The sequence below is a fragment of the Streptomyces sp. NRRL WC-3618 genome, from assembly GCF_001280005.1.
Classification (GTDB): Bacteria; Actinomycetota; Actinomycetes; order Streptomycetales; family Streptomycetaceae; genus Streptomyces.
In genome coordinates this window covers 74,589-94,420 of record NZ_LGDW01000118.1, presented here as the reverse complement: position 1 = coordinate 94,420, position 19,832 = coordinate 74,589, and the positions used below count along the sequence as shown (strand labels likewise).

General features: G+C 71.2%; 18 protein-coding genes. 10 read left to right on the top strand and 8 right to left on the bottom strand.

The window, feature by feature from the left end:
• Positions 1 to 112 precede the first annotated feature (112 nt).
• The gene (locus ADL01_RS14285; protein WP_053742351.1) at positions 113 to 1,651 is read right to left on the bottom strand and encodes a DUF4331 domain-containing protein; all 1,539 of its coding nucleotides are present in this window, start codon (positions 1,649 to 1,651) and stop codon (positions 113 to 115) included.
• Between the two features lie 237 nt (positions 1,652 to 1,888).
• On the opposite strand from ADL01_RS14285, the gene ADL01_RS14280 reads away from it, so the two are divergent.
• The 3 genes from ADL01_RS14280 (at position 1,889) to ADL01_RS14270 (ending at position 3,687) form a co-directional block, all read left to right on the top strand.
• Positions 1,889 to 2,431, top strand: a complete 543-nt coding sequence (locus tag ADL01_RS14280) for a sigma-70 family RNA polymerase sigma factor (RefSeq protein WP_053742350.1) — start codon at positions 1,889 to 1,891, stop codon at positions 2,429 to 2,431.
• Entirely contained in the window at positions 2,428 to 3,291 is an 864-nt protein-coding gene (locus tag ADL01_RS14275) for an anti-sigma factor (protein ID WP_053742349.1), read from the top strand. The genes ADL01_RS14280 and ADL01_RS14275 overlap by 4 nt, the downstream gene beginning before the upstream one ends.
• A 126-nt stretch (positions 3,292 to 3,417) precedes the next feature.
• The gene (locus ADL01_RS14270) at positions 3,418 to 3,687 is read left to right on the top strand and encodes a hypothetical protein (protein WP_053742348.1); all 270 of its coding nucleotides are present in this window, start codon (positions 3,418 to 3,420) and stop codon (positions 3,685 to 3,687) included.
• A gap of 54 nt (positions 3,688 to 3,741) precedes the next feature.
• Here ADL01_RS14270 and ADL01_RS14265 read toward each other — a convergent pair whose 3' ends face one another.
• The 3 genes from ADL01_RS14265 to ADL01_RS14255 all read right to left on the bottom strand — a co-directional run bounded on the left by ADL01_RS14265 (position 3,742) and on the right by ADL01_RS14255 (position 6,948).
• Positions 3,742 to 4,932, bottom strand: a complete 1,191-nt coding sequence (locus tag ADL01_RS14265; RefSeq protein ID WP_053742347.1) for a CaiB/BaiF CoA transferase family protein — start codon at positions 4,930 to 4,932, stop codon at positions 3,742 to 3,744.
• 262 nt (positions 4,933 to 5,194) lie between these two features.
• The gene (locus ADL01_RS14260; protein WP_053742346.1) at positions 5,195 to 6,007 is read right to left on the bottom strand and encodes an ABC transporter permease; all 813 of its coding nucleotides are present in this window, start codon (positions 6,005 to 6,007) and stop codon (positions 5,195 to 5,197) included.
• The gene (locus ADL01_RS14255) at positions 6,004 to 6,948 is read right to left on the bottom strand and encodes an ATP-binding cassette domain-containing protein (RefSeq protein WP_053742345.1); all 945 of its coding nucleotides are present in this window, start codon (positions 6,946 to 6,948) and stop codon (positions 6,004 to 6,006) included. The genes ADL01_RS14260 and ADL01_RS14255 overlap by 4 nt, the downstream gene beginning before the upstream one ends.
• 64 nt (positions 6,949 to 7,012) lie before the next feature.
• Here ADL01_RS14255 and ADL01_RS14250 point away from each other — a divergent pair, with 64 nt between their 5' ends.
• Entirely contained in the window at positions 7,013 to 7,726 is a 714-nt protein-coding gene (locus tag ADL01_RS14250) for a TetR/AcrR family transcriptional regulator (protein WP_053742344.1), read from the top strand.
• Between the two features lie 68 nt (positions 7,727 to 7,794).
• On the opposite strand, the gene ADL01_RS14245 is transcribed toward ADL01_RS14250, so the two are convergent.
• The 3 genes from ADL01_RS14245 to hmgA are packed head-to-tail and all read right to left on the bottom strand — an operon-like array spanning position 7,795 to position 11,100.
• Positions 7,795 to 8,970, bottom strand: a complete 1,176-nt coding sequence (locus ADL01_RS14245) for a type ISP restriction/modification enzyme (RefSeq protein ID WP_053742343.1) — start codon at positions 8,968 to 8,970, stop codon at positions 7,795 to 7,797.
• A 27-nt stretch (positions 8,971 to 8,997) separates the two neighbouring features.
• On the bottom strand, positions 8,998 to 9,747 hold the full coding sequence (locus ADL01_RS14240) for a GntR family transcriptional regulator (protein ID WP_053742342.1): 750 nt from the start codon (positions 9,745 to 9,747) through the stop codon (positions 8,998 to 9,000).
• A gap of 27 nt (positions 9,748 to 9,774) precedes the next feature.
• Positions 9,775 to 11,100, bottom strand: a complete 1,326-nt coding sequence (hmgA, locus tag ADL01_RS14235; protein WP_053742341.1) for a homogentisate 1,2-dioxygenase — start codon at positions 11,098 to 11,100, stop codon at positions 9,775 to 9,777.
• Between the two features lie 117 nt (positions 11,101 to 11,217).
• Between hmgA and ADL01_RS14230 the strand changes: the two genes are divergently transcribed.
• The 6 genes from ADL01_RS14230 to ADL01_RS14205 all read left to right on the top strand — a co-directional run bounded on the left by ADL01_RS14230 (position 11,218) and on the right by ADL01_RS14205 (position 18,740).
• Positions 11,218 to 11,835, top strand: a complete 618-nt coding sequence (locus ADL01_RS14230) for a TetR/AcrR family transcriptional regulator (protein WP_053742430.1) — start codon at positions 11,218 to 11,220, stop codon at positions 11,833 to 11,835.
• Between the two features lie 149 nt (positions 11,836 to 11,984).
• On the top strand, positions 11,985 to 14,264 hold the full coding sequence (locus ADL01_RS14225) for a molybdopterin oxidoreductase family protein (RefSeq protein ID WP_234354626.1): 2,280 nt from the start codon (positions 11,985 to 11,987) through the stop codon (positions 14,262 to 14,264).
• Between the two features lie 122 nt (positions 14,265 to 14,386).
• Positions 14,387 to 15,829: a CitMHS family transporter gene (locus ADL01_RS14220; protein WP_053742340.1), complete on the top strand. Its 1,443-nt coding sequence runs from the start codon at positions 14,387 to 14,389 to the stop codon at positions 15,827 to 15,829.
• A gap of 76 nt (positions 15,830 to 15,905) precedes the next feature.
• Entirely contained in the window at positions 15,906 to 17,126 is a 1,221-nt protein-coding gene (locus ADL01_RS14215) for an MFS transporter (RefSeq protein ID WP_053742339.1), read from the top strand.
• 92 nt (positions 17,127 to 17,218) lie between these two features.
• Positions 17,219 to 17,872: a hypothetical protein gene (locus tag ADL01_RS44675; RefSeq protein WP_053742338.1), complete on the top strand. Its 654-nt coding sequence runs from the start codon at positions 17,219 to 17,221 to the stop codon at positions 17,870 to 17,872.
• The gene (locus ADL01_RS14205; protein WP_053742337.1) at positions 17,859 to 18,740 is read left to right on the top strand and encodes a class F sortase; all 882 of its coding nucleotides are present in this window, start codon (positions 17,859 to 17,861) and stop codon (positions 18,738 to 18,740) included. The genes ADL01_RS44675 and ADL01_RS14205 overlap by 14 nt, the downstream gene beginning before the upstream one ends.
• A gap of 128 nt (positions 18,741 to 18,868) precedes the next feature.
• On the opposite strand, the gene ADL01_RS14200 is transcribed toward ADL01_RS14205, so the two are convergent.
• On the bottom strand, positions 18,869 to 19,810 hold the full coding sequence (locus ADL01_RS14200) for a DMT family transporter (protein ID WP_420719718.1): 942 nt from the start codon (positions 19,808 to 19,810) through the stop codon (positions 18,869 to 18,871).
• Positions 19,811 to 19,832: the final 22 nt, after the last annotated feature.

The following is a 19,832-nucleotide window of genomic DNA, read 5'->3' as shown; positions in this document are numbered from 1 at the left end:
GGTCGACTCCCGGGTGGGGCCGGGAGTCGACGGGTGTGCGGCGCGGCCCGCGCCGTGGGGGATGGTGACGAGCGGGCCGCGCCAGCTGGTGGGGATGAGAGCGAACCGCGGGTCAGTACGCCCGGTTCCGCATGTTCCGACGCCACCACACCGCGACGGAGGCGATCAGCAGGAACCCGGCCGCACCGGCCGCCGCCGAACCGGCGATCAGCATGGTGTCGGTGCCACCGGAGGTGCCGGCGGGCTGCAGCGCGTCGCCGAGCTGGCTACGGACGTCGTTGGAGCCGCTGGTGCCCTTGGCGAGCGGGCCGCGCGAACCCTCGGTCGGCAGCGCCACGTACGGGAAGTACTTCTCGAAGTTCTTGTCGTTCTTGTCGACCGCGTCGCCGAGGTCGTTCTTCGCGCCGAGCAGTTCACCCTCGACGACCTGGAGCGAGGCGTCGATCACGTCGTCCGTCAGACGGCGGCCGTTCGGGAAGCCCGCGGTGTCACCGTCGAGGACACCCAGACGCTTGGGGTGCATGGCAGGCTTGATCGAGGTGTTGAGACGCAGTTCCTCGGCCGGGGTGACGTACGGCGGCTGGTTGAGGCCCTTGACACCCTTGAGGAAGACGTCCACCAGGTCGTTGCGCGGCTCCTTGGGCGCGGGGATCTTGTAGATCGCCTCGATGAGCTTCGGCAGCTCGGGGTTGGTGACGTTCTTCAGGAACTGGGCGTCCTTCCAGGGCGAGGACGCGTTGAACTTGTCCTTGTCCTTGATGGGGTTGACGACCTCGTTGACCAGCGGCATGCCCAGGCGCGAGACCTGCGAGTAGTAGCCGCCGGCGTTCAGGCGCTGGGTCGTCGACCAGATACCGACGATCGGCTGCTTGGCCGACTCCGTGATCATGTGCGTCGGCACCTGGAGGGCGATGGTGTTGACGTTGTAGCCCTTGAGCGTGTCGTTGCCGACCTCGGAGAGGTTCCCGCCGTACAGCAGGTCGAAGACGCGCAGGTCCAGGAAGAACGGGTCGTCGGCCTGGCCGGCGAACGTCGTCGAACCGTTCGTCAGCTTGTGGATGGCCTGGTCGCGCAGCTTCTTGTAGTTCGGCATCGACGCCTTGCCGACGTTCGACGGAGCGACCGGAACATCGTCGGCGATCTTCGTCTTCGACATCATGTGCTGGTTCTTGAGCTTGATCAGCTCGATGTCGTACGTCTGCGTGATGTTGAGGTCCGGGTCGTACAGGCTGTCGACCGCGCCCGTGTTGTACAGGAACGTCTTCTTGTTCTTGGTGTGCGTCTTGAAGGTGTAGCGGAACAGGAGGTCGTCCTGCGCGTCACCGTTGTTGTCGATGTGGAGGTCGTACTGGGCGTCCTCGGCGAACTGGAAGAAGTTCGGGCCGCCGGCCGGCTCCTCGAACGGGATCCAGTTCGCGACGATCGTCGTCGTGTCGGCCTTGTCCGGGCTCACGAACGCGTACACGTCGGTGTTGTCGTACTGCGGGGTGCCCGAGATCAGCGGAGCCTCGCGGTGGCTGGAGGCGGAAGCCGTACCCGGCGCGAGCGCGGTGACGCCGGCGGCCGCGAGCCCGCCGGCGGCCAGCGCCCCGCAAATGAGGGTCGCGATGCTCCTGCGCCGCGCGCCGCCCTTGGAGATGGTTGTCGTCATTCCGTCCGTCCTCACCGTGTCAACTTGCCTGACGACGGGGATTCGGAGCCCTCACGGATGCGGATTGGTCGAATCTGAAAACTTTCTTGAAAACGTTTGGGGCGCGCTCGGCCCGCGCTTCGAGGGCAGTGGATCCGTACCCATCCGAAGGGGCGTTGGCTTCGAATGCCTAAGGTGACGGTGACAAGTGTGATGGAGCGGGGTGGGGCCGTGCGCGGCCATAGAGAGGGGACGCGGGTGGGAGCGGACGAGCTTCTGGTTCTCGTGGCCGGGGGAGACCAGAAGGCCTTCGAGGACCTGTACGGGATCGTGTCCGGGCCGGTGTTCGGACTGGTGCGGCGCGTGGTGCGGGACCCGGCGCAGTCGGAAGAGGTGTCTCAGGAGGTTCTGCTCGAACTCTGGCGCTCGTCACCGCGCTTCGACCCCAGGAAGGGAAGCGCCCTGTCCTGGATACTCACGCTCGCGCACCGTCGGGCCGTCGACCGGGTGCGCAGCGCCCGCGCGGCCGGGGAGCGCGAGCAGCGCGAGGCCCAGCGCTCCCACCGGCCCGCGTTCGACCACGTGGCCGAGGAGGTCGAGGCCGGCATGGAACGCGAATGGGTGCGCCGCTGCCTGGACCGACTGACCACCCTGCAACGCCAGTCGGTCACCCTCGCCTACTACGAGGGCTACACATACCGTGAAGTGGCGGAGCAACTCTCGCTCCCGCTGGGCACGGTGAAGACACGGATGCGCGACGGACTGACCCGGCTGCGCGAATGCCTGGGAGGTGTCGCATGAGCGTGCTCGGCAGACTGTTCCGCCGCGAGGATCTCCACTCCCTCGCCGCCCCCTACGCCCTCGACGCCCTGGAAGGCGACGAGCGGCGCCGCTTCGAGAAGCACCTGTCCCGCTGCGACTCCTGCACCACCGAGGTGCGCCTGCTGTCCGAGGACGCCGTCCGGCTGGCCTGGTCCACGGCCGCGCAGCCCCCGTTCGCCATGCGCGACCGGGTCCTGTCCGCCATCCGCACGACCCCGCAGGAGTCCCCGGGCCGCTCCCCGGGCCATTCCGCCGCGCACGCCCCCGGACGTTCGGCCGAAGCGCCCCGCAGGCGGAGCCATCAACTACCGGCGCACGTCTGGGGCACCGAACCGCCGCCGCCGGTCCGCCGTGCGCCCCGCATGCGCCCCATCTTCGCCCCGCTCGCCACACTCACGGCGGCGGCCTCCCTCGTCGTCGCCGCGCTGTTCGCCGTGCAGAACACGCAGACCCAGGACAAGCTGGACACCGCGCAGGCCCAGGCGCGTGAGATTGCCGACGTTCTGTCAGCTCCCGACGCGCGGGCGACCGCCGACCGGGACGCGCGGGGCCAGGGAATCACCGCGATCGCCTCCGCGTCCGAGGGGCGCGCGGTGGTGACCCTCAGTGGGTACGGGGAGCTGCCGAGCGACCGCGTGCACCAGTTGTGGCTCATGCGCCCTGATGTGCGACCACGCTCTCTGGGACTCTTCAAGGGCGACACGCCCTTGGTCGCGACCGGTCTCGACAAGACGGCCACATCACTCGCTGTGACCGTCGAACCCGACGGGGGCTCAGAACAGCCCACCAGCGCACCAGTTGTCCAACTCGCCCTGGAATCGGTTGGATTCGGAGAGTAGTCGTCGAGGAGTCGTCAACACCCTTGTGGGGAAGGTGAATCCTGTGACCGAGATACACGAGTGCCTCGAGGGGACGATAGGGTTAACCTGCCCGGGCCGGGTGGACTCGTACGGGTGGGGAGTGACATGGAACAGATAACGATGCACAGCAGGGCGCGCGTCCCTGCGATCACGTGCGGGAGCAGCGCGACCAAGGCGCGCCTCGACCGCCACCTCTCGGTGCTGTCGGGACCCGCCGTCCCTCAGCGCGAGACGGCGGAGGCGACCTCGCTGATGCTCGAACTCACCTCGCGGGACAAGGTGAAGCAGAGCAGCGACCTCGGCAAGCGCGTGAGTCGGCTCTCGCTCTTCGCGCCCCTGCGTCGTCTGAGCCGCACCCTGTTCGGCGGGCGCTGAGCGACCGTAACGGCGCCCCCACGCCGTTCACGGTTCACCGTTCCAGGCCCGCGCTCAGGCGGCCACACCGTCCCGGCGCAGTGCTGCGATCTCCTCGCCCGTCATCCCCACGGCACGCAGCACCGCATCGGTGTGCTCCCCGAGCGCGGGCACATCACCCATCCGCGCCTCGTCCCCGCCCGGCAGCGTGATGGGGGGCAGCAGAGCACGCAACGGCCCCACCGGTGAGCCCACTTCCCGCCACCGGTCCCGTGCCGCGAACTGCGGATGCCCCGCCACTTCCTGTACGTCCCTCAGCCGCGCGCACGCGATCCCGGCGCCGTCCAGCCGCGCCACCGCCTCGTCGGCGTCCAGCGCACCGAGGGCCGCGGCCACGTGGGAATCCGTCCGCTCCCGGTTCGCGACCCGTGCCGCGTTCGTCGCGTACGCCGGGTCGGACCCCAACTCGAGCCGCCCAAGCACCTGTTCGGCCAGCCGCCGCCACTCACGGTCGTTCTGCACCGACAGCAGCACCCGCCCGCCGTCCGCCGTGGCGTAGGCGTCGTACGGGGCGATGACGGCGTGCGCGAGGCCGGTGCGCGCCGGGGGAGTGCCGTCGTGCATCGCGTGGTGCAAGGGGTGCCCCATCCACTCGGCCAGCGCGTCCAGCATCGACACCTCCACCGGTCCGCCCCGCCCGGTCACGCCCCGCCGTACGAGCGCCGCCAGCACCCCCGAGAACGCGTACATGGCGGCCGCGATGTCCGCAGCCGGAATCCCCGCCTTCACGGGTTGTTCGGGGGTCCCGGTCACCGAGACCAACCCCGCCTCGCACTGCACGAGCATGTCGTACGCCCGCTTGCCGGCGTACGGGCCCGACGCCCCGTACCCCGAGATGTCCACGGCCACCAGCCTGGGGTGCGCGGCGCACAGGGTGGTCGCGTCGAGGCCGAGGCGGGCGGCGGCGCCCTGGGCGAGGTTCTGCACGAACACGTCGGCGCCGGCGACGAGCCGCCGTACGGCGCTGAGTCCGCGCGGATCCTTCACGTCCAGGGCGACGGACTCCTTTCCCCGGTTGCACCACACGAAGTGCGAGGCGAGGCCGTGGGCGGCGGTGTCGTAGGCGCGCGCGAAGTCGCCGCCGTCGACTCGCTCGACCTTGATGACGCGGGCACCGAGGTCGGCGAGTTGCCGGGTGGCGAAGGGGGCGGCGACGGCTTGTTCTAGGGCGATGACGGTGAGGCCGGTGAGGGGGAGGGGGTCCATGCGGGGATCATGCCGGGTTTCCGCCCCCGCCGCCCCTACCCGTCCCGTACCTGGGGGCTGCGCCCCCAGACCCCCCTACGGCCCTGAACGGGCCTTGTCCTCAAACGCCGGACGGGCTGATGGTGCCGGCCTGGGCTTGATTTTTTAGCCCGTCCGGCGTTTGAGGACAAGGCCCGTTCAGCGCGATACGGGGGTTCGGGAGCAGCGCCCCCGAGGACGGGACGGGTAAGGGCGGCGAGGGCGAGAACAACGACCGGAACGCTCAGCCTTCGCCGTCCGCGTACCGACGTACAGCCAGCGGCACGAACACCGCGATCAACACCCCGCACCACACCACCGACCCGGCGACAGGGTGCACGACCGGCCACGCGCCGTCCAGCGGGACCGGCGTGTTGCCGAACAGGGACCGCATCGCCGTGGCGACCGCGCTGATCGGGTTCCACTCCGCCAACGTCCGCAGCCATCCCGGCAGACCGTTCGTCGGAATGTACGCGTTCGACAGCAACGGCAACAGAAACGTCGCGCCCCCCAGTTGACCGGCCGCCTCCTCGCTCCGGGACAGCAGCCCGAGGTAGATCCCGATCCACGTCGTCGCGAACCGGAAGAGCAGCAACAGGCCCACCGCCCCCGCCGCCCGCAGCGCCGACCCCTCGATCCGCCACCCCACCGCGAGCCCGACGAGGAGAAAGGGCACTGTCCCCGCGGCGGTCACCACCAGGTCTCCGAGGGCCTGCCCCAGCGGTACGGCGGCTCTGCTGATCGGCAGCGTACGCAGACGGTCGGTCACGCCCCGATGGGTGTCCTGGGCCGCCTGGAACATCCCGGTCATGATGCCGTTGGCGGCGGTCGCCACCAGCAGCCCCGGTACCAGGAAGGCGCGGTAGTCCTCGCCGGGCATCGCGAGGGCGCTGCCGAAGACGTAGCCGAAGAACAGCAGCATCGTGACCGGCATGGACTGGGTGAGGATCAGCAGCCCCGGGTTGTGCCGCAGCCGCCGCAGATGCCGGCCCAGCATGGCCGTGCCGTCGTACGCCAGGGCGGACGTCGTGGACGGCGCGAATCTCAGCGTGCTCATGCTGCGAACTCCTTGCTTTCCGTCAGCCGGAGGAAGACGTCGTCGAGGGTCGGCGGGCGCAGGCTCACGTCGAGCAACGCCACGCCTGCGGTGTCGAGTTCGCGTACCAGCCGGGGAAGGGTGATCGTCGGGTCGGTGGTGACCGCGCCGACGGTGAGCCGGTCGTGGTCCAGGATCGGGGCGGAGCCGGTGAGTCGGTCGAGGATCCCGGCTGCGCCGAGCAGCGCGTCGGCCTCGGCGACCACGACCTCGGCGTACGAGCCGACCAGCGCCTTGAGCCCGGCCGGTGAGCCGGTGTGGGCGACCCGGCCGTGGTCCACGAGGGCTATCTCGTCCGCGAGTTGGTCGGCTTCCTCCAGGTACTGGGTGGTCAGGACGACGGTCGTGCCCTCCTCCTTCAGGGCGCGCACGGCCGCCCAGATGTGGTTGCGGGCGGCGGGGTCGAGCCCTGTCGTGGGCTCGTCCAGGAAGAGCACGTCCGGCCGTTCGACCAGGCTCGCCGCGAGGTCGAGGCGGCGGCGCATGCCGCCCGAGTAGGTGGACGCGGGCCGGTCGGCGGCCTCGGCGAGACCGAAGCGGTCGAGCAGGTCGTCGGCGCGCGCGGCCGGCCCCCTGACCCGGTGCAGCCGGGCGAACAGCCGCAGGTTCTCGCGGCCGGTGAGGTCACCGTCGACCGACGCGTACTGCCCGGCGACGCCGATCCGGCGTCGTACGGCAGCCGCCTCCCGTACGAGGTCGTGACCCGCGACGCGCGCCGAGCCCGCGTCGGGCCGCAGCAGCGTGGTGAGCAGCCGTACCGCCGTGGTCTTGCCCGCGCCGTTCGGCCCCAGGAGCCCGCACACCGATCCCTCGGCCACGGCCAGGTCCAGCCCGCGTACGGCGTGGACCTTCCCGAAGGACTTCGCCAACCCTTCACTTAGTACAGCGTACGTAGTAGTCATGGGGCGACCATAGCGCACTACGTACGGTGTACGTAACTACGATGGGTGGTCGAGGTGATGATCAATGGCCGGCCGAGCCGTCGTACCCGAAGTGATCTGGGCCCGTCCCGAACGTGCGGGCCGCGGCCCGAAGGCCGCGTACAGCCGCGTCGACATCGCGGCCGCCGCGGTGCGGATCGCGGACGCGGAGGGGCTCGACGCGGTCTCGATGCGGCATGTCGCGGCCGAACTGGGCTGCGGCACGATGTCGCTCTACAACTACGTCCCCCGCAAGGAGGACCTGTACGAGCTGATGGTTGACGCCGTCAGCGGTGAGCACGACCTGTGGGAGCCGTCGGGCGACTGGCGCGCCGACATGCTCCGGGTGGCCCACCAGACCCGCGCCCTCATGCACCGCCACCCCTGGCTACCGCGACTGATGTCCCCGGCCTACGGCTTCAGCCCCAACGTTCTGCGCTATCTCGAACACTGTCTGACCTGCCTCGACTCGTTCGAAGCCCCCTACGGTACGAAGTTCGAACTGGTCGCGATGCTCAACGGCTTGGTGACGACGTACGTCGGAAACGAGTTGGCGACGGCTGAGCGTGCGCGGTCCCTGCCGTGGTCGGAGGAGCAGGAGAACGCGATCCGGATCGCGTATCTCGGGGGGCGGGTGGCGAGCGGGGCGTATCCGCGGCTGGCTGCGGCGTTCATGGAGGACGCGGGGCCGATCGATCTGGAGGCGGTGTTCGAGCGGATGCTGTTGCGGGTGATCGACGGGTTCGCGCCGCGGGGGTGAGCTCTCGTTGCCGGGCGCGGTCCCGTCGTGCTTGTCGCGCGGTTCCCCGCGCCCCTGAAGGGGGTCCGTCAGACCAGCGTGAACTGGCCTTCCGGGCCCTCTTCGTGGTGATCCAGAACCGACGCCGGGCGACGGGAGGTGTCCGGGACCGGGAGGACGCCGGCTTCCCGCAGCTCTGCGGCGGTGATCGGATCCGTCACGGTCAACTCGGCCTGCTGTGGGCGTAGTTCGTCCAGCAGCGCCAGGACCGTGATCAGTTCCAGCAGCTCGGAGGTCCAGGGCTGCGGCCAGGTCGCCGGCCGGATCGCCTCCAGTGTCCCCGGCTCGCCCGCACCCCCCATCCGCACCGCCAGCCACTGCTCCAGCACCCGCACCCCGCCCGCCTCGAAGTCCCACGCCTCGGGTGGCACCGGGGAGATCCGGCCGTCGTCGATCCGGAGGGTCTCCTCGTCGCGGTCGTAGTCCACGGTGACCGGGCGGGAGGGCAGCGGGGAGCGTACATACGGGCGCCGGCCGCCGGGCAGCTTGGGGCGCTGGCCGTCCCGGCGCGTCAGCCACAGCATTCGGCGGCCCGACTCGACACCCCTGGACCAGAGTTCGGGGTCCGCAGTGAGCGGGACGGCCAACCCCGGGCGTACCGCGACCAGGGACCAGGCCAGGATGTCGACCGGGTCGGGGCACAGGCCGAGGCGGTCGGTGAGGTGCTCCGACAGGCCCGGCGCCAGGTTGGGTTCGGTGCCGTCGGGCCGCCGGTAGAGCGGGCGAACCCGGCCCGCGCGGACCAGCGGTGGCAGGGACGTGGCGAGCAGCAGCGGCCCTCCGGAGCCGGGAGACACGCTCGCCGTCTCGACGACGAACACCTGCCGGTCGTCCGCGACCCGCCACAACTCCGGGCGGGCCGCGTCGATCAGCCGGTGGTCCGGGATCAGCCACTGCTCGTCGAAGGGCGCCCGCAGGACCCGTACCGGCTCCGCGCACGGACCGTGGGCGCGGGCGAGTCTCTCCGTGCCGCCGGGCCGGCCGGGCAGTTGCCCGACCGCCGAGTGCGTGGTGCGTGAGCGCGTCGGCTCGAACAGGGCCTCGCGGTCCGGTCCCTCGGCCTTCAGTAGGGCGTCCCAGCGTGCCTTCAGGGAGGCGGCGTCCGGGCCCGTCGGCCACCCCCGGCCCAGCCGTGGCGGTGCGACGGACCACGGCATGAGGTCCGCGAGCAGCGGAGCGTCGTCGTCGGGCGTCACGCTGGGCATCGTACGACGCCTCTTCCTTTCCTATCTCTAGGTCGCGTCCAGCGTCACCGTGAAGGAGAAGCGGTCGCCCCGGTAGTGGATGACGGCCACGTCCAGGACCCGGCCCGTCTCGTCGTAGGTGACGCCCGTGTAGTGCAGGATCGGGCTGAGCAGCGGGACCCTGAGCAGGCGGGCCGTCTCCGGGTCCGCGAGGCGGGCCTGGACGGTGTCCGTGATGCGGCTGATGTCCACGCCGGCGACGTCCCGCAGCACCTTGGTCATCGGCCAGCGGAGCAGGTCGCGTCCGTCGATGCGCTCCGCGAGTTCCGGACGGACGTAGTTGCGGGCGTGGTTGGTCGGTTCGCCCGTCTCCACGTCGCCGCGCAGCCGGTGGTACGTCGCCACCTCCACGAGATCCGGGAAGTACTCGGCGAGTTCGGCGGACACGGGCGCGCTGCCGTGGCCGAGGAGCTCGGTCGTCATACCGGACTGCTGCGCGACGATCGCGTCGACCGAGCCCAGCAGCCGTACGGGAGCGCCGTGTCGGGCGTCCGGCTCGATGAACGTGCCGCGCCTGCGGTGCCGGCTGATGAGCCCCTCGTCCTCCAGCTCCTTCAGCGCCTGTCGCATGGTCAGCACGCTCACGCCGTAGTGCCCCGCCAACTGTTCCTCGGTGGGCAGCCGCAGCGGGTCCCGCGCCGAACGGCCGAGGATCGAGGCGCGCAGGGACTGCGAAACCTGGTACCAGAGCGGCAGTTTGCGGTTCAGGACGATCGAGTCCGGGGCGAAGGAGGTCACGGAGGTATCCGTACCGGTCGGGATCGCTCAGTGCAACGGGTGGAAGTGCCGCTGGAGGCCCGACCACACGTCGTCGTACCCGCGTTGCAGATGCTCCGCGCGCGCCGCCTGTGCCGTCAGGGTCACCGGCCAACGCGTCTCGAACATGAACGCCAGCCCGTCGTCGATCCGCTGGGGCCGCAGTTCGGCGGCGCTCGCCCGGTCGAAGGTCTCCCGGTCGGGCCCGTGAGCGGACATCATGTTGTGCAGCGAGCCGCCCCCCGGCAGGAACCCTTCCGCTTTCGCGTCGTACGCGCCCTCGATCAGCCCCATGTACTCGCTCATCACGTTCCGGTGGAAGTACGGCGGCCGGAAGGTGTCCTCGCCCACCAGCCAGCGCGGCGCGAAGACCACGAAGTCGATGCCCGCGAGCCCCGGGGTGTCCGACGGAGACGTCAGCACCGTGAAGATCGACGGGTCCGGGTGGTCGTACGAGATGGTGCCGAGGACGTTGAACCGGCGCAGGTCGTAGACGTACGGGACATGGTTGCCGTGCCACGCGACGACATCGAGCGGCGAGTGGTCGTAGACGGCCGTCCAGAGGTTGCCGCAGAACTTGTTGACGACCTCCACCGGCCCCTCGACATCCTCGTACGCGGCGACCGGCGCCCGGAAGTCCCGTGCGTTCGCCAGCCCGTTGGCGCCGATCGGCCCGAGGTCGGGGAGCCGGAAGGGGGCGCCGTAGTTCTCGCACACGTAACCCCGGGCCGAGGGGCCGGTGAGCTCCACCCGGAAGCGCACCCCGCGAGGTACGAGGGCGACATGGCCCGGCTCGACGGACAGCAGCCCGAACTCGGTGCGCAGCAGCAGTCCGCCGGCCTCCGGGACGATCAGCAGTTCCCCGTCGGCGTCGCTGAACACCCGCTCCATCGACGAGTCGGCGTGGTAGAGGTGCACGGCCATGCCGCTGCGCTGAGCGGCGTCGCCGTTGCCGCCGAGGGTCCACAGGCCCGCCAGGAAGTCCGTCCCGGCCGGGGGCGCGGGCAGCGGGTCCCAGCGCAGCCGGTTCGGATCGGGCACGGATTCGGTGAAGGGGGCCGTACGGACCGAGCCGTTGTCGGCCGGGGTGAACGGGGGGTGCGCGGCCGAGGGGCGGATGCGGTACAGCCAGGAGCGGCGATTGTGGGCGCGGGGCTCGGTGAACGCCGTACCGCTGAGCTGCTCGGCGTAGAGGCCCAGGGGGGCGCGTTGCGGCGAGTTGCGGCCCTCGGGGAGGGCGCCCGGGACGGCCTCCGAGCTGTGCTCATTGCCGAAGCCGGAGAGCCAGGGGAGGCTGTCCGGCCTCTCGGCGGCTTTCCGCGCGTCCTCGCTCATCGGTGCTCCCTCGCTCCCGCGGCCTCATTCCTGTGCTTCACCGTAGGATTCGGCGTTCGCGGGCGCAAGAGGGGAAAGTCGGGGGCACGGTTCACCGGACCGGCACGGAGCGGCATGATGATGCCTGTGCCCCAAGCGACCTCGCTCCGTCGTGCGCCCGTACAGCGGCGCAGTGTCGAACGGCTGACCAGAATCCTCGACGCCTGTGCCGACCTCCTGGACGAGGTCGGCTACGACGATCTGAGTACCCGGGCGGTGGCGGTACGCGCCGGCGTCCCCATAGGCTCCGTGTACCGCTTCTTCGGCAACAAGCGCGCCATGGCGGACGCGCTGGCCCAGCGGAACCTGGAGGTCTTCACCGCGCGGGTCACCGAGCGCCTCCGGCAGGGGAACGGCGGCGGCTGGCGCGAGGCCATGGACGCCGTGCTCGACGAGTACATGGCCATGAAACGGACCGCCCCGGGTTTCTCGCTCGTCGACTTCGGCAACCAGATTCCGGTCGGCAAACGCGACGCCGAACCCAACCACCGCGTCGCCGACGCCCTCACCGCCCTCCTCTCGGGCGTCCTCGACCGTGCACCGGACGACGATCTGCGCCGCACGTTCCTGGTCGCCACAGAAACCGCCGACACTCTGATCCACCTTGCCTTCCGGGTCGCCCCGGACGGGGACGAGCGGATCATCGCGGAGATGCGGGAACTCCTGCGGGCGTATCTGTCGCGGGTGCTCGATTGACTCGACCGAGGTTCGCGACCGAGGTTCACGAGCTGTCCGGCGGGCGTGGACGAGGCGGTCGCACGCAACCCCTCCCTCGCACACCTACCGGTCGGTATGCTCGGCTGCGACCGCGCGTCATCGTTGCCGCCACCCACCCGGGAGGACCCGTGTCCAGCCCCATCGACTCCCACGCCGACTCCCCTGCTCGGTCCCGCACCGCCCTGCGCGTCTGCCCCCTGTGTGAGGCCACCTGCGGACTGACGCTCACCATCGAGAGCGGCCGGGTCACCAGCGCCCGGGGCGACCGCGACGACGTGTTCAGTCAGGGGTTCATCTGCCCCAAGGGCGCCTCCTTCGGGGCCCTCGACAGTGACCCCGACCGGCTGCGCACCCCGCTCGTGCGACGGGACGGCGAGCTGCGCGAGGCCACCTGGGCGGAGGCCTTCGACGCCGTCGCCGCCGGTGTGAGGGGCGTGGTCGAGCGGTACGGGCCGAACTCCGTCGGAGTCGTCCTCGGCAACCCCAACGTGCACACCATGGCCGGTGCCCTCTACCCGCCGGTCCTGCTCGGCGGCCTCGGCACCCGCAGCGTCTTCAGCGCCTCGACGGTCGACCAGATGCCGAAGCACGTCTCCAGCGGGCTGCTCTACGGCGACGCCAACGCGATCCCCGTACCCGACCTCGACCACACCGACCATCTGCTGGTCATCGGCGCCAACCCCCTCGAGTCCAACGGGAGTCTGTGCACGGCACCCGACTTCCCCGGCAAGCTCAAGGCCCTGAAGGCGCGCGGCGGCACGCTCACCGTCATCGACCCGCGCCGCACCCGCACCGCCAAGCTCGCCGACCGGCACATCGCGATCCGCCCCGGCACGGACGCCCTGCTGCTCGCCGCGATGACCTACGTACTGTTCGACGAACACCTCGTCGACCTGGGCGAGTTGGCGCCACACGTCCAAGGCGTCGACGAACTCGCCGCATCGGTAGGGGACTTCACACCCGAAGCCGTCGCCGAGGCCTGTGACGTGGACGCCGCCACGATCCGCACCCTGGCCCGTGAACTCGCCGCCGCCCCAACTGCCGCCGTCTACGGCCGCATCGGGAGCTGCACCGTCCCGCACGGCACCCTCGCCAGCTGGCTGGTGGACGTCCTCGACATTCTCACCGGCAACCTCGACCGGCCCGGCGGCGCCCTCTTCCCGCAGGCGGCGACCGACAGGACGCCCCGGCCGGCCGGGCCCAGTCACGGGTTCACGCTGGGCCGCTGGCACTCGCGGGTCAGTCAACACCCGGAAGTCAAGGGCGAGTTGCCGATCTCCGCGCTCGCCGAGGAGATCGACACCCCCACCGCCGAGGGCGAGCCGATCCGGGCCCTCATCGCCGTCGCCGCCAACCCCGTGCTCTCCGCACCCGACGGCAACCGGCTCGACAAGGCGCTCGCCTCGCTCGACTTCATGGTGAGCGTCGACCCGTATCTGAACGAGACCTCGCGCCACGCGCACGTCGTCCTTCCGCCGCCCCCGCCCTCGCAGAGCCCGCACCACGACTTCGCCTTCAACACCCTCGCCGTGCGCAACCAGGTCCGCTACAACCGGCCCGCCGTCCCCCTGGAGCCGGGCAGGATGGCCGAGACCGAGATCCTCGCGCGGCTCGTCCTGGCCGCGACCGGCATGCACGGCGCAGACCCCGCCGCCGTGGACGCCATGGTCATCGACCAGACCCTCGGCAAGTCCGTCAAGGAAGCCCACTCCCCGGTCCACGGCCGCGATCCGCAGGCGCTCGCCAAGGAGCTCGACGGCGACACCGGCCCCGAACGCCGCCTCGACCTGATGCTCCGACTGGGCCCGTACGGCGACGGCTTCGGCGTACGACCGGACGGCCTGACCCTGACGAAACTGCTCGCCCACCCGCACGGCATCGACCTCGGACCGCTGCGGCCGCGCCTGCCGCAGCCCCTGAAGACGCGCAGCGGCAGGATCGAACTGCTGCCGCGGCCCATCGCCGACGACCTGCCGCGGCTGCGCGAAGCCCTGCGTGAGCGGCCGGCCGGCATCGTGCTCATCGGGCGCCGGCACCTGCGCTCCAACAACAGCTGGATGCACAACGTGCCCGCCCTCACCGGCGGCACCAACCGCTGCACCCTGCACATCAATCCTGAGGACGCCGCCCGCCTCGGAGTGGCCGACGGCGACCCCGTACGGATCAAGGGCGCCGGGGGAGAGGTGGTGGCCCCCGCGGAGATCACCGACGTCATCCGGCGCGGGGTCGTGAGCCTGCCCCACGGGTGGGGACACGACCGGCCCGGCACCCGGCTCACCCACGCGGCGGCCGACCCCGGCGTCAACGTCAACCAGGTTCTCGACGGCAGTCTGCTGGACCCGCTGTCGGGCAACGCCGTGCTGAATGGTGTACCCATCGATCTCGCACCGGCAGGCACAACGCTGTGACCTGGAGTTTTGCGCTTATTGCTCGCACGTCAACGTCTTGTTAAGGCTTGCGTAAGCGCCCTAACGTCAACGCACTGCCGACTCCGGTGGGAGTTCAAGGGCGAACGTTAGGTAACCCACTCATGTTGACCATCCTGGGCTTCACGATGATCGCGACCTTCCTGGTCCTGATCATGCTGAAGAAGATGTCGCCGATCGCGGCGCTCGTACTGATCCCGGCACTGTTCTGTGTCTTCGTCGGGAAGGGCGCCAAGCTCGGTGACTACGTCATCGACGGCGTCACCAGCCTCGCCCCCACCGCGGCGATGCTCATGTTCGCGATCGTCTACTTCGGGGTGATGATCGACGTCGGCCTTTTCGACCCGATCGTCCGGGGGATCCTGAGGTTCGCCAAGGCCGACCCGCTGCGCATAGTCGTCGGCACGGCGATCCTCGCGGCGATCGTGTCCCTCGACGGCGACGGCTCGACCACCTTCATGATCACGGTCTCGGCGATGTACCCCCTGTACAAGCGCCTCAAGATGAGCCTCGTCGTGATGACCGGCGTCGCCGCGATGGCCAACGGTGTGATGAACACCCTGCCCTGGGGAGGCCCGACGGCCCGTGCGGCGACGGCCCTGAAGCTGGACGCGAGCGACATCTTCGTCCCGATGATCCCCGCGCTCGCCGTCGGCCTGGCCTTCGTCATCGCGCTCTCCTACGTCCTCGGCCGCCGCGAGCGCAAGCGGCTCGGCGTGCTCACGCTGGACGCGGTCCTGGTGGAGGAGCCGGAGCAGGAGTCGCAGACCGTCCTCGTCGGCGCCGGTTCCGGCGCCAAGTCGGCCGTCGGATCCGGTACGGGCAACTCGGCGGCGCCCACCGGCGGTTCGGGTGCCGAGGGCCCCACCACAGGCGGCACCGACGATGACGACGACGACCGGATGCTGAAGGTCCTCGATCCGAACCGTGCCACCCTGCGCCCCAAGCTCTACTGGTTCAACGCGCTCCTCACGGTCGCGCTGCTCACCTCCATGATCATGGAGTGGCTGCCGATCCCGGTGCTGTTCCTGCTCGGCGCCGCGCTCGCCCTCACGGTCAACTTCCCGCACATGCCCGACCAGAAGGCCCGGCTCGGCGCCCACGCCGAGAACGTCCTCAACGTCTCCGGCATGGTCTTCGCAGCCGCCGTCTTCACCGGCGTGCTCACCGGCACCGGCATGGTCGACCACATGGCCCGCTGGCTCGTCGACAACATCCCCGACGGCATGGGCCCGCACATGGCCTTCGTCACCGGCCTGCTGAGCATCCCGCTCACCTACTTCATGTCGAACGACGGCTTCTACTTCGGCGTCCTGCCGGTCCTCGCCGAGGCCGGCGCGGCCCACGGCGTCTCCCCCCTGGAGATCGCCCGCGCCTCCCTCATCGCCCAGCCCCTGCACATGTCCAGCCCGCTCGTGCCCGCCGTCTACGTCCTCGTCGGCATGGCGAAGGTCGAGTTCGGCGACCACACGAAGTTCGTGGTCAAGTGGGCCGTGCTGACCTCCGTGGCGATCCTGGGGGCGGGAATCCTGTTCGGCATCATCTGACCGTCCGCTCAACTGACCGACCAACTCCCTGCCCAACTGCCCTTCTCTGCCCGACTGTTCGTTGGAGGACCCGACCATGAGGCCCGGTGGGAACCGCGGCTGGCTGCTCCGCCTCGTCATCGCCTTCAGCTTCACGCAGGGGGCGGTGTCGATGGCCCGGCCCGCCGTTTCCTACCGGGCCCTCGCGCTGGGCGCGGACGAGTGGGCGATCGGCGTGATCGCCGCCGCGTACGCGCTGCTCCCGCTCTTCGCCGCCGTACCGCTGGGCCGCCGCACCGACCACGGCCGCTGCGCTCCCCTGCTGGCCGTCGGTGCCCTCCTGGTCGCCGGCGGCTGCGCTCTCGGGGCGAGCGCCGACTCCCTTGGTGTGATGGCCGCGTGGAGCGGAGTGATGGGCCTCGGCCACCTCTGCTTCGTCATCGGCGGTCAGTCGATCGTCGCCCGCCGCTCCGCCCCGCACGAACAGGACCGCAACTTCGGCCACTTCACCATCGGTGTCTCGCTGGGCCAGTTCATCGGCCCCATGGCGGCGGGCGCGCTGATCGGCGGCCACGACATGGCGGCCACCAGTGCCCGCGCCCTGCTGGTCGCGGGCGCGGTCGCCGCCCTGTCGTTCACCTCGTTGTGGCGCGTCGAGGACCGTACGGCCGTCAAGTCCCGTACGGAGCAAGGCGATCGCGTCGCCGTGCACCGCATCCTGCGCGCCCGGGGCGTCCCCGCGGGCATCTTCGTCAGCCTCGCCGTGCTGTCCGCGACGGACATCCTCACCGCCTATCTGCCGGTGGTCGGCGAGCACCGGGGCATCGCACCGGCCGTCATCGGCGTACTCCTCGGACTGCGCGCGGCGGCCACCATCGCGTGCCGTCTCGTGCTGACGCCTCTGCTGCGGCTGCTCGGCCGACGCCTGCTGCTCACCGTGACCTGTCTGCTGGCGGCGGTGCTGTGCGCGGGGATCGCGCTGCCGGTGCCGGTGTGGGGGCTGGCTCTCATGCTCGCGGCCCTGGGCTTCTGCCTGGGCGTCGGGCAGCCGCTGTCGATGACGACGGTCGTCCAGGCGGCCCCGTCCGGCGCCCGCTCCACCGCCCTCGCCCTGCGCCTGACCGGCAACCGGCTCGGCCAGGTCGCCGCGCCCGCCGCCGCCGGACTGGTCGCCGGGGTCACGGGCGTGGCCGCGCCGTTCGTGATGCTGGGCGCGCTGCTGTTGCTGTCGTCGGGCATCGCGGTGCGCTCGTCGGCGCCACAGGCGCCGGCGGAGAAGCGGGAGAGGGCCGGAAGGGTGATGTCCGACGGGGCGTAGGGCGGTGCGCCCGCTGTTTCGGGTGGTTATGTGAAAGAGAGTCAGAAGAAGGTTGATTTGTATGAAAATCGTCTGACTCGGAGGAATCGCGCATGACCACCTCGCTCCGCCCACGCCGTGCCGGCGCCCGCACCGCCGTGCTCGCGGCCCTGACCCTCGCGGGCACGACCCTCGTCACGGCCCACGCCGTCGCCGCCCCCGGCGACAACGGCGACGTCAAGATCCACAAGGTGGGCACGCCCTTCACCGACCAGCGCAACGAGCCGAAGGTCTGCGACTTCTACCTCGCCGCGTTCAACTTCGACGACCTCCCGGACAACCAGGACATCGAGTGGTCCATCGAGACCCAGCCCCTGGAGACGAACGGCGCCACCCTCGCCGACACCATCCAGTTGGAGGACGACGGCACCGGACACACCATGCCCCTGTCCCTGCCGGACGGTCAGTACAAGCTGACGTGGAAGATCGTCGGCGGCCAGGGCGCGGGCAAGCACAAGGTGTTCCAGGTCGACTGCCCGACCGGCACCCCGACCGGGACGCCGACCCCGCCCGGCGGTCCGGGCGGCCCCGGCGGCGGCCCCGGCGGTCCGCACGGCGGCCCCCACGGCGGGGTTCCGGCGGGCGGCGGCGGTGTCGCCCGGGTGGAGGCCTTCTCGCCGGTCGCCGGTGCGGCTGCCGTGGGCCTGATCGTGGTCGGGGGAGTCGTGTATCTCCGCACGCGCCGACGTGCCGATGGCGCGGCCTGACCACACCCGCCGGCCCCGGCCGTGGCACCGGACGCGCGCCTACCGCCTGACCCGCACGGTCGTCCTGACCGTGACCCTGGCGGTGGGCGGCGTCTGGTGGGCCCGGGTCGACGAGCCCGCCCCGGCACCCGTCACCGCCACCGACCGCACACCGGTCACACCGGCCGCCGACAGCGGCGAGAACGCCGACGACGGGGGGCCGGTACGGGAGCGGGCGGTGCGGGAGACGGCGGTACGGGAGCGGGCCGTACGGCAACCGCTGCCGGCGCCCGCCACCGAACGGCCCCGCCCGGCCGCACCGACCCGGACGGCAGGGCCCGTGCGGGGACGACCGGGGCCCGCCGCGCCGACCCCACCGGCCGCCCGCCCGAAAACACCGGCCCAGCCACGCCCGTCCACCGTCCTCCCACGCTCCCGTCCCACCAGGTTCACCCTTCCCTACCTCGGTATCGAGGCGCCGGTCGTGGATCTGCGCCTCGACCGCCACGGGCAGCTCACCGCGCCCCCGGACGACAACTCCAACCTGGTCGGCTGGTACGCGGACGGACCGTCCCCCGGGGAGAACGGCACGGTGGTCGTCGTAGGCCATCGAGACACCCGCGCCGGGCCCGCCGTGTTCATCGGCCTCGACGCGGTCACGCCCGGACGACGGGTCGAACTCCGGCGCGCGGACGGGCGCGTGGCCGTGTACACCGTCGACGCCGTGAAGACGTACGACAAGGCGCACTTCCCGAGCCGCGAGGTGTACGGCGCCCGCGCCCGCCCCGAGCTGCGGCTCATCACCTGCGGCGGCGGCTACGACCGACGGACCGGGTACTCCGGCAACATCGTGGTGTACGCGCACCTGACGGCGACGCGATCCGCGTAGTACGAGGGCCTGCGCCCGGCACGCCGAGAGCACGCACCTACGCGGACATCAGCCGCAGCCCGGAGGGGCGGGCGCCGGCCCCGCCCTGCGGGCTGACGCCGGGAAGGTGACGACAGGCCCTGGCCCGGTCAGCGCGAAGGGCCGTCCGGCGGCAGCGCTTCCAGTACCACCCGCGCCCGCGCCCGGGACCGCGACACCGCCACCCCCGCGAGGCACAGGCCGCCGCCCGCCAGCGTGAGCAGGCCCGGTACCTCGCCCAGGGCCAGCCAGGACATCAGCACCACCAGAGCCGGTACGGCATACGTGGTCGCGCCCATGCGGCTGGCCGTCGTACGGGCCAGGGCGTAGGCCCAGGTGGTGAACGCCAGGGCGGTCGGGAAGACGCCCAGGTAGATCATGTTGAGGGTCGCCGACAGTGGCGCGTCGGCCACGTCGCCGACCAGTTGCCCGGCGAACGGCAGACAGGTCAGGGCCCCGACCAGACAGCCGAAGGTCGTGGCCTGGAGGGCGCTCGCCCGGGCCAGCGCCGGCTTCTGCGCGACGACACCGGTGGCCCACGCGGCCGCCGCGAGCAGACACAGCGCCACCCCGAGCACCGAGGTGCCGCCCCCGCCCGACATCGACAGGCCCACGGTCACCGCGCCCGCGAACGACACCGCCATGCCCGCGAGCAGCCGAGGCGGCATCGGGTCGCCGAGCAGCCGGGTGCCGAGCAGGGCTATGAGGATCGGCCCGACGTTGACGAGGAGGGCGGCCGTCCCGGCGTCCACCTGCTGCTCGCCCCAGTTCAGGACGACCATGTAGACGCCGAACCACAGCACCCCCGAGATCGCGATCCCACGCCAGGCCGACCGGGACGGCAGCCCCTCACGCCGTACGAGGCAGATGGCCCCCAGCGCCACGAACCCGGCGAGCATCCGCCCGAGCGCCAGCGCGCCCGGCGAGTACGCGGCTCCCGCACTGCGGATCGAGACGAACGCGGACGCCCACAGCACCACGGTCACGCAGGCCGCGACGGCGGCGAGCACCTCCGCACGCGGGGCCGGGCGGGAGGACGGAGGGGAGGTCATCATGCTCCAGAGGCTAGGCAGG

What these genes read in the sequence shown, in the direction of transcription:
- hmgA (WP_053742341.1), bottom strand. Translation starts at nt 11,100, where the DNA reads ATGAGCGAGGACGCGCGGAAAGCCGCCGAGAGGCCGGACAGCCTCCCC.
- ADL01_RS14255 (WP_053742345.1), bottom strand. Translation starts at nt 6,948, where the DNA reads ATGACTACTACGTACGCTGTACTAAGTGAAGGGTTGGCGAAGTCCTTC.
- ADL01_RS14245 (WP_053742343.1), bottom strand. Translation starts at nt 8,970, where the DNA reads ATGCCCAGCGTGACGCCCGACGACGACGCTCCGCTGCTCGCGGACCTC.
- ADL01_RS14215 (WP_053742339.1), top strand. Translation starts at nt 15,906, where the DNA reads ATGAGGCCCGGTGGGAACCGCGGCTGGCTGCTCCGCCTCGTCATCGCC.
- ADL01_RS14260 (WP_053742346.1), bottom strand. Translation starts at nt 6,007, where the DNA reads ATGAGCACGCTGAGATTCGCGCCGTCCACGACGTCCGCCCTGGCGTAC.
- ADL01_RS14250 (WP_053742344.1), top strand. Translation starts at nt 7,013, where the DNA reads ATGGCCGGCCGAGCCGTCGTACCCGAAGTGATCTGGGCCCGTCCCGAA.
- ADL01_RS44675 (WP_053742338.1), top strand. Translation starts at nt 17,219, where the DNA reads ATGACCACCTCGCTCCGCCCACGCCGTGCCGGCGCCCGCACCGCCGTG.
- ADL01_RS14275 (WP_053742349.1), top strand. Translation starts at nt 2,428, where the DNA reads ATGAGCGTGCTCGGCAGACTGTTCCGCCGCGAGGATCTCCACTCCCTC.
- ADL01_RS14285 (WP_053742351.1), bottom strand. Translation starts at nt 1,651, where the DNA reads ATGACGACAACCATCTCCAAGGGCGGCGCGCGGCGCAGGAGCATCGCG.
- ADL01_RS14205 (WP_053742337.1), top strand. Translation starts at nt 17,859, where the DNA reads ATGGCGCGGCCTGACCACACCCGCCGGCCCCGGCCGTGGCACCGGACG.
- ADL01_RS14270 (WP_053742348.1), top strand. Translation starts at nt 3,418, where the DNA reads ATGGAACAGATAACGATGCACAGCAGGGCGCGCGTCCCTGCGATCACG.
- ADL01_RS14265 (WP_053742347.1), bottom strand. Translation starts at nt 4,932, where the DNA reads ATGGACCCCCTCCCCCTCACCGGCCTCACCGTCATCGCCCTAGAACAA.
- ADL01_RS14230 (WP_053742430.1), top strand. Translation starts at nt 11,218, where the DNA reads ATGATGCCTGTGCCCCAAGCGACCTCGCTCCGTCGTGCGCCCGTACAG.
- ADL01_RS14220 (WP_053742340.1), top strand. Translation starts at nt 14,387, where the DNA reads ATGTTGACCATCCTGGGCTTCACGATGATCGCGACCTTCCTGGTCCTG.
- ADL01_RS14200 (WP_420719718.1), bottom strand. Translation starts at nt 19,810, where the DNA reads ATGACCTCCCCTCCGTCCTCCCGCCCGGCCCCGCGTGCGGAGGTGCTC.